The following is an 8126-nucleotide window of genomic DNA, read 5'->3' as shown; positions in this document are numbered from 1 at the left end:
CGGCTGGAGTGCGCGGGCCCGCGGTGTCGCCGGCGGTGACGCCGCCGGGGCAGCCCGGGCCGGCGGCGGGGCTGGGCATGGGAGATCCGCAGCCAGCCCAGCGCCGCGGCCGGCGGGAGCAGCACCAGCGTCGGCAGCAGGTAGCGGTAGTCGAAACACACCGTGGCGGACGGGACCACCAGCAGCGCCATCTCCGCCGCCACCAGCAACGCGCAGTCCGCGCGCAGCCGCCCGGCCCCGCCGCCGGTGCCTGCGTCACCGCCGGTGCCGACACCACGGTCGGCAGTGGCACTACGGTCGGTAGTGATGTTGCTGTCGGTAGTGGCACCGCTGCCAGCACCGGTGCCGCCGCCGAGGCTGGTGCCGCCGAGGCTGGTGCCGCCGGGGCTGGTGCCGCCGGCCCGCTCGGGACCGGCGCGCCGGCCCGCGGGCAGGAAGCCGGCGGCGCCGAGCGCCACCATGACGGCCAGCGCCGGCCCCGGGGTGAAACCGTAGCGCTGGTAGGCGCGCAGGAGCGCGGCCGGCTCGGGGCCGACCCGCCGGTCGGCCCGGGTACCGTCGAAGGTGATCAGCGGTGCGCTGATGTTCCAGTACGCCGGCGTCGTCTCGTCGGGGAACTGCCAGCTGCCGACGTACCAGTCGCGTGCCCCCACCCACCGGCCGGGGGTGAGGAAATGGGCCACCTCGCCGGTCACCATCCGTGCGTAGTCCGCCGGCTGGCGCCGGATGACCTGGCGGGCGAACTCGGCCAGCGCGGCCTTCTTGCGCGCCTCGGGGAGATCGACGGTGAACCGGGGGCTGTTGTGGTTCCACACGTAGTAGTTCGGCCCGGGCCGCTGCGCCGGCGGATGCGGCGAGCAGAACAGACGGGCGTCCGGGCTGAGGTCCAGCCGCGCGCAGTCGGCGATGGGCGCCACCCGGCCGTACAGCCAGTACGTGTCGCCCCCGGTCAGCGCGTAGGCGCCGTGCGCGGAGTGGAACCAGACGGCGTACCCCACCAGCGGCGCGGCCAACGCGCCACCGAAGACGACCGAACGCGACCAGCCGAGCCGCCGCAGCAGCACCCAGGCCAGCGCCAGCACCCCCAGGACGACCCCCACCGTGCGGACCAGCGAGGCCAGGGCCAGGCAGCCCCCGGCGAGCACGCAGGCTGTCACGGACGGTCTCGGTGCCCACAGCAGGGCCGCGACGGCCACGACGAGCAGCGCCTCGAACAGCGTCTCCGCCATGACGAAGTGCTCGATGTTCACCTGGTAGGCGTCCAGCAGCACCGGTGCCGCCGCCAGCGCCGCCACCCGGGCGGTCACGCCCCGGTGCACCAGCAGCGCGTAGAGGAGGATGCCGAGCAGGACGCCCATGAGGTGCTGGACGGCTGGTACCACCCACAGCCGGTGTGTCACGGACAGTGCGCGCAGCAGCAGCGGATAGCCCGCCGGCCGGACCGGGTCGGGCACCAGGGGCCGGGCGAGCCGCAGGTAGGCCATGGAGTCCCCGGAGAACTCCAGGGCCGGCCGATAGGCGATCATGGCCAGTGCCCGCAGGACGACAGCCGGTACGAGGACGATTGTGATCGGGACGACGACGGCGGCCGGGAGGCGCCCGCGGGCCGCCATCCGACGGGCGGGGCCCGGCCGCGGGGGATCGGGGCGCGGGGGATCGGGGTGCGGGGGGCCGGGCGGGTGCGGCCGGCGTGGGTCCCGATCCACCGGGGCCTCCTGATCACGTCATGCGCGGGTCGCCGGCGAAGTGGCCGGGCATACCTCCGTAAAGGGTCCCAGGGAAACGTACCGAAGGGATTTTCCGGCTATCTGTCGGCATCCGGTCAGCGCCCAGCGCGTGTCCTGTCGGCATCCTGTCGATATCCAGTAAGCGTTGTCATATCCGCTATCTGTCACCAGGTGATTCCGGACCGCTGACACAGGGCACCGGCCGTCGCAAATCGAAACGCAAGGCGAGCGAACGGAGACACAAGGCGCGATACGCCGGGCCGCGGCGGCCGTGTCGTATGCCGCTGCCCCTGTCGTCCTACTACCGACAGCCTGAGAGCGCGGGTCGATGTGACGTCCGTTACGCGGAGGCGTAATCTTCTGTGACTGTGCGAGGAACACCGGTTTCTGGAGATCCATCGACAACGACGTCGGCGAGTCCGCAAGTACCCACCGAGGTCCGTCAAACCGGCAGGGGGGGCTGTCCTCACCAGCCGCCGTGCCCATCCGCCAACAGTCCCGGCCGGGACGCCGCGCGGGTGACAAACCGGCACTGCGACCAGGGCTGGAGCTTGTTGTGTAATGGTGTGATTCTTTTTGATGACACGGGGGAGATTCTGCCGACGGGGGGCATCATCGAACCGCGGCGTGTGCCTCCGAGGCCGAGGAGCATGGTCGGCAGCGGCGCGGTTGCCACGCGGCAGCCGATGGCCGTGCCCACACCGCGCGTCTGGACGGCATGAGGCGACCGGCCGGCCCGGGCCGGCCTGTGACGATCATTCGGTCGACGAGTACACGAGGATGACTGTCCGGGCGCGGGTCCGGGTACGCGGCGGCTCCGGCGGGGCCGCTTCCGCGACGTCCCGATCGGGCCTATCCGGCTGAACAGTGCGTGATGGTATCTTTACGCGTGGCTGAGGGGCGCCACCGAGGCTGTCCGGCCGGACGGGTACACGAGGGGTACGCGGCGTGGTTTTCGCCCGCTCGGCGGCCGGGACCGCTGCGCCCTCAGGCCGGAGAGCGGGCGGGATGGCCCTGACGCGTTCGTCGGACCGGATCCCTCCGGTTCTCCCGGCTGTGCCGACAGCCGGCTGACCGCGGTTTGGGTCGTTTTTGGTGGGCGTCGGTCGCCCGGGCACCGCCGCTGTGACGGCGCGTCCGCGCACCCGCGTCCGCGGCGGGCAGCCGGCCATGGCCTGGCGGCCTGGCGGTAGCGGTTGACGCCTAGCGGTAGCGGTTGGTGTCGATGTCGTAGCGCTCCTGGAGCGGGACCAGCGTGTGCAGTGGCGCGGTCAGGCTCGCGACGGTGTCGGGGTCGAGGATGTCCTGCACGAGCAGGGCGCACGCGAGGTCCGCGCAGAGCTCCATCACCCGCTGGTCGGTGCCGGCGTCCACGGAGTCGATCGTCGTGTGGCAGGACGGGCACAGCCGCCAGAAGCCCTCGGCGGCGCTGCGGCGTATCAGCGTCCACACCCGGCGGCGCCCCGTGCGCACGGCGCTGTTGAACGCGATCTGCATGGCGTCCTGGTGGGCGGTCTCGTCCCGGGTGAGCGCGGCGACCAGCAGACGGTCGTAGGTCCGCAGGCTGTCGGCGTCGTGACAGCGCCGTGCCAGCGCCGGCAGCGCGGCAAGAACCCGCTTGACCTCGGATCCGAACGGGCCGAGATCCGGTTCGTGCCCGCGGCTGCGGGGGTAGACGGCGCGCCAGGGCCGCAGCAGCGCGGCATACTCCGACCTGGTGAGAATCGGCTTGGCGTAGGCGGCCGCGATCGCGTCCCGGACCGCCTTGAGCGCGGTCGCGGTGACGTTCGGGTCGACTGTCACGTAGTCGTCGATGCCGGCGAGGTCGTCGGCGTAGATGGCCGACAAGGCGTCGAACGCGGCAAGGACCTCGATGACCAGTGGCGCGTCCGGTGAGAGTGCCTTGTCCCGCGCGGTGGCGAGTTGGGGTGTGTTGCGCCAGGCCAGGGCCAGCTGGTTGAGTTCGGCGTCACTGGTGTGCACGAGTTGGGCGAGGATCGCGAGGATCCCGCGGAGATTGGGATGATTCTCCAGCCTGTCGATTCGACGGAAACGCAGAATCATGCCGGTTTCCCCGGCTTCGCGCAGGCCATGTCACGTTTTCGTATTCCAACGATGACGCCGAGTAGTATTTCTCTCCGTGGTGGCTCTGGCATCTGCTGTCGGGTCGGGCTGTCGGCAGCCGTCACATCGCCTCCTCACGAGGCCCTTAGGTCGCGCCTGGCGGTCGGTTGGCCACTGGTTGGCCAAAGGCCCCGTTCTTCCTGGCCATCCGACTGGGATCATAGCCGTCGGGGCGAATAGATTGGACCATGGTCTCGGCAGCATGTACGTCGGATGAACCCTACGGCAACTGGCGCACCGATAGTAGCCGCAACGATGGTAGCCGGCGGACGCGGGCCAGCGACAGGAAAGGGGCGCGAGCAACTGTGACCGATATCTCGGCGCTGCGGGGGGCGGGGATTGCCGTCAGGCGCGCGGACGGCCGGGCGGTGACCCGGAATGACTGGTTGGACTCCCGTCACTCGTTCGCGTTCGGTCGCCACTATGATCCGGCCAACACCCATTTCGGCCTGCTGCTGGTCAGTAACGACGACCATGTCGCTCCCGGTGGCGGCTTTGCCACTCACTCGCACCGGGACATGGAGATCGTGACCTGGGTGCTGGAGGGTGAGCTCCTGCACACGGATTCCACCGGGACCCATGGCACCATCCGGCCCGGGGTCGCTCAGCGTATGAGCGCCGGTACGGGGATTACGCACGCGGAGACGAACGCGGCCGGCGCCACCGGCGGCCCGGGGACGCCCGACGCCCTGGACGATCCGGGCACCGTCCACTTCATCCAGATGTGGGTGACCCCCGACCATACCGGGATCACGCCCAGTTATGCCCAGCGGGATGTGGCGGACGCCCTCGCCACCGGCGAGCTGGTGGCGATCGCCGGCGGGGCGGGCTCGAGCGCCGCCATCGACATCCAGCAGCGCAACGCGGTCCTGCACGCGGCGCGCCTGCCCGCCGCCGGCCGGGTGAGCCTGCCGTCCGCGCCGTGGGTGCACCTGTTCGTCGCGCGCGGCACGGTCACGCTGGAGAGCGCGGGCGAGCTCGGCACCGGGGACGCGGCCCGGATCAGGGGCTGTGACAGCCTCGCGGTGGCCGCCGAGGCCGGGCCGGCGGAGATCCTGGTATGGGAGATGCACACCGCGCTGGGACGCTGACCGGCCGCCGGCCGGCCAGACCGACCGGCCGGCGGCCGGCGGTCGGTCGGCGGCCGGTGGAGTTTCGGCGCCGCGTGGCGCCTCCTGGTGCTACGCCTCCCGCAGCCGGTACCGGTGGATCGCGTCCTCGACGACCGTTGCCTTGATCGCGCCGTGGCGGGTCAGGGCCTCCAGCGTCGCCACCGTGATCGACTCGGCGTCGACGTGGAAGTGGCGGCGCAGCGCCGCCCGGGTGTCCGAGCGCCCGTAACCGTCGGTGCCCAGGGAGGAGTAGTCCTGGGGGATCCAGCGGGAGATCTGGTCCGGCACCGCCCGCATCCAGTCACTGACGGCGATCACCGGCCCGGGTGCCCCCTGCAGGAGCCGGGTCACGTACGGCCGGCGTTCCACCGAGTCCGGGTTGAGCAGGTTGTGCTCCTCGCAGCTGAGTGCCTCGCGGCGCAGCTCGTTCCAGGAGGTCACCGACCACACGTCCGCCTGTACGCCGAAGTCGTTCGCGAGCAGCTCCTGGGCGTCCAGCGCCCAGCGCATCCCGGTGCCGCTGGCCAGCAGCTGCGCGCGGGGCGGCTCGGCGGCCGGCGCGCCGGCTTCGGGGGAGCCGGCCTCCGCCGGCGGCCGTACCGGCAGGCCCGCCTCGGCGAACGGCCGGAACAGGTACATGCCGGCGAGTATCTGCGCCGGGTCGGCCCCGGCCGGCTCGGCCGGCTGCGGGAACGGCTCGTTGTAGACGGTCAGGTAGTAGAAGACGTCCTCGTCGCGCTCGCCGTACATCCGGTCGAGGCCGTCCCGGACGATGTGGGCGACCTCGAAGGCGAACGCCGGGTCGTAGGCCACGCACGCCGGGTTCGTCGAGGCGAGCAGCAGGGAGTGGCCGTCCTGGTGCTGGAGGCCCTCGCCGTTGAGGGTCGTGCGGCCCGCGGTGGCACCGAGCAGGAAGCCGCGGCCGAGCTGGTCGCCGAGCGCCCACATCTGGTCACCGGTCCGCTGGAACCCGAACATCGAGTAGAACACGTACACCGGGATCATGTGCACGCCGTGGGTGGCGTACGCGGTGCCCGCGGCGACGACCGACCCCATCGAACCGGCCTCGTTGATTCCCTCGTGCAGCATCTGGCCGGTCTCGGACTCCTGGTAGGAAAGCAGGAGCTCGCGGTCCACAGCCTCGTAACGCTGACCGTGCGGTGAATAGATCTTGGCGGTCGGGAACATGGCGTCCATACCGAAGGTACGCGCCTCATCCGGAATAACCGGGACGAACCGGGCGCCCATCTCCTTCGTCTTTATCAGGTCCTTGAGCAGCCGGACGAAGGCCATGGTGGTGGCCACCGGCTGCTTGCCCGAGCCCCGCCGCAGGTCACCGAAGATGGACTCCGGCGGCTGCGGGAGGGGCCGGGCGCGCACGACCCGCCGCGGCAGTGTGCCGTCCAGCACGGCCCGCCGTTCCCGCATGTACTGGATCTCCTCCGAATCCGGGCCGGGATGGAAGTAGGGCGGCAGGGGGCCTTCCAGCTCGGAGTCGGGAATGTCCAGGTAGAGCCGGTCGCGGAACTCCTTGAGATCGGCCTTGGAGAGTTTCTTCATCTGGTGCGTGGCGTTGCGCGCCTCGAAGTCCTTGCCCAGCGTCCAGCCCTTTATGGTGTGGGCGAGGATGACGGTGGGCTGGCCGGCGTGCTCGGTCGCCGCCTTGTAGGCCGCGTACAGTTTGCGGTAGTCGTGCCCGCCGCGGGAGAGTTTGCGCAGCTCGTCGTCGGACAGGTCCTTGACCATACGGCGCAGCCGCGCGTCCGCGCCGAAGAAGTGTTCCCGGATGTACGCGCCGGACGATGTCGTGTAGGTCTGGAACTGGCCGTCCGGGGTGGTGTTCATCCGGTGGACGAGCACCCCGTCGGTGTCCTTGGCCAGCAGCGGGTCCCAGTCGCGGCCCCAGACCACCTTGATGACGTTCCAGCCGGCGCCGCGGAACAGCGACTCCAGCTCCTGCATGATTTTCCCGTTGCCGCGGACCGGCCCGTCGAGGCGCTGCAGGTTGCAGTTCACGACGAAGATGAGGTTGTCGAGCTCCTCGCGCGCGGCGATGCCGAGCGCGCCGATCGACTCCGGCTCGTCCATCTCGCCGTCACCGAGGAAGGCCCACACCCGGCTGCCGGAGGTGTCCTTGATCCGCCGGTTCAGCAGATAGCGGTTGAACCGGGCCTGGTAGATGGCGTGGATCGGCCCGAGGCCCATCGAGACGGTCGGGAACTCCCAGAAGTCGGGCATGAGCCGGGGATGTGGATAGGAGGACAGCCCGCCGGGCTCGCCCTCCCGACGGAACGCGTCGAGCTGCGCCGCGGTCAGCCGGCCCTCGAGAAAGGCCCGGGCGTAGATACCCGGTGAGGCGTGTCCCTGAATGAACACCTGGTCGCCCGAGTCACCGCCGGGCCCGCCGGTCAGGTTGTCCTTGCCGCGGAAGAAGTGGTTGAATCCCACCTCGTAGAGAGCGGCACTGGACGCATATGTCGCGATATGCCCGCCGACGCCGTATTCGGGACGGTTCGCGCGGCTCACCATGATGGCCGCGTTCCAGCGGACATAGGCCCGGATGCGCCGTTCGATGTGCTCGTCCCCGGGGAACCACGGTTCCCGCTCCGGCGGGATGGTGTTGATGAAATCGGTGCTGGTGAGCCCGGGCACTCCGACGGCCTTCTCCCGGGCCCGTTCCAGCAGCTTCAGCATGAGGAATCGGGCCCGGCCACGGCCCTGCTCGTCGATCACCGCGTCCAGGGACTCCAGCCATTCGCCGGTTTCGGACGGGTCGATGTCCGGCAACTGGCTGGGAAGCCCGTCGGTGATGACCGAGAACCTGCTGCCGCTGTCCTTCGCCACGTGTTCTCCCTGACGTCACTTGGTCGTTGCGCGCATGCTTCGTCGTGAGTGGGTCCCCTTCCATCGTGCTCTGTGCGGGGGGGCTCGTCACGCTTCCCGACGTTACTTGTGGCCCATCCGGTCGAAGAACACACGATCATGATTTTTCTCGAGTGCGTGGGGACGCCGGGGAGCCGGCCTGGACCGACACTCGCGGACACGCGCCGTCGTCGACGCGCCGCCCCGGCTTCCGGGCCTGCCGGCCCGGCGGTGGTGCCCGGCCACCGGGCCGGCAGGCCGTCCCGGCGGCACCCGGCTGCCGGCGTGGCCAGGGCGGGAC

The 8126-nt window shown here is 70.7% G+C and carries 6 protein-coding genes; 3 read left to right on the top strand and 3 right to left on the bottom strand.

The genetic code is table 11. The features are described 5' to 3' along the window. Positions 1-1706, bottom strand: a 1706-nt coding sequence (locus NBX02_RS12595; RefSeq protein WP_250291462.1) for a hypothetical protein, incomplete at its 3' end; no start/stop codon positions are given. A gap of 383 nt (positions 1707-2089) precedes the next feature. On the opposite strand from NBX02_RS12595, the gene NBX02_RS23145 reads away from it, so the two are divergent. After that, positions 2090-2449, top strand: coding sequence for a DUF5999 family protein (locus NBX02_RS23145; RefSeq protein ID WP_445548398.1), 360 nt, complete (start codon positions 2090-2092; stop codon positions 2447-2449). A 481-nt stretch (positions 2450-2930) separates the two neighbouring features. On the opposite strand, the gene NBX02_RS12585 is transcribed toward NBX02_RS23145, so the two are convergent. Then, a complete protein-coding gene (locus NBX02_RS12585) occupies positions 2931-3791 on the bottom strand; it encodes a hypothetical protein (RefSeq protein ID WP_250287081.1) in 861 nt (286 codons plus the stop codon). 365 nt (positions 3792-4156) lie between these two features. On the opposite strand from NBX02_RS12585, the gene NBX02_RS12580 reads away from it, so the two are divergent. Further along, complete coding sequence (locus NBX02_RS12580; RefSeq protein ID WP_250287080.1) at positions 4157-4942, top strand: pirin family protein; 786 nt, start codon at positions 4157-4159, stop codon at positions 4940-4942. Positions 4943-5032: 90 nt separating this feature from the next. Here the strand turns inward: NBX02_RS12580 and aceE are convergent, their stop codons facing one another. Continuing rightward, positions 5033-7807 carry a pyruvate dehydrogenase (acetyl-transferring), homodimeric type gene (aceE, locus tag NBX02_RS12575; protein ID WP_445548397.1) on the bottom strand — a complete coding sequence of 925 codons (2775 nt, stop codon included), beginning with the start codon at positions 7805-7807 and terminating at the stop codon, positions 5033-5035. A 138-nt stretch (positions 7808-7945) separates the two neighbouring features. Here aceE and NBX02_RS12570 point away from each other — a divergent pair. After that, positions 7946-8126 (top strand): hypothetical protein (locus NBX02_RS12570; protein WP_250291460.1); only part of this gene is annotated, 181 nt, incomplete at its 3' end.

The organism is Protofrankia sp. CiP1_Cm_nod1, from assembly GCF_920888515.1.
In the GTDB taxonomy this organism is placed as follows: Bacteria; Actinomycetota; Actinomycetes; order Frankiales; family Frankiaceae; genus Protofrankia.
This window is presented reverse-complemented; position numbering and strand designations above follow the sequence as displayed.

Coding starts and splice junctions, on each gene's coding strand:
- NBX02_RS12585 (WP_250287081.1), bottom strand. CDS start 3,791: ATGATTCTGCGTTTCCGTCGAATCGACAGGCTGGAGAATCATCCCAAT.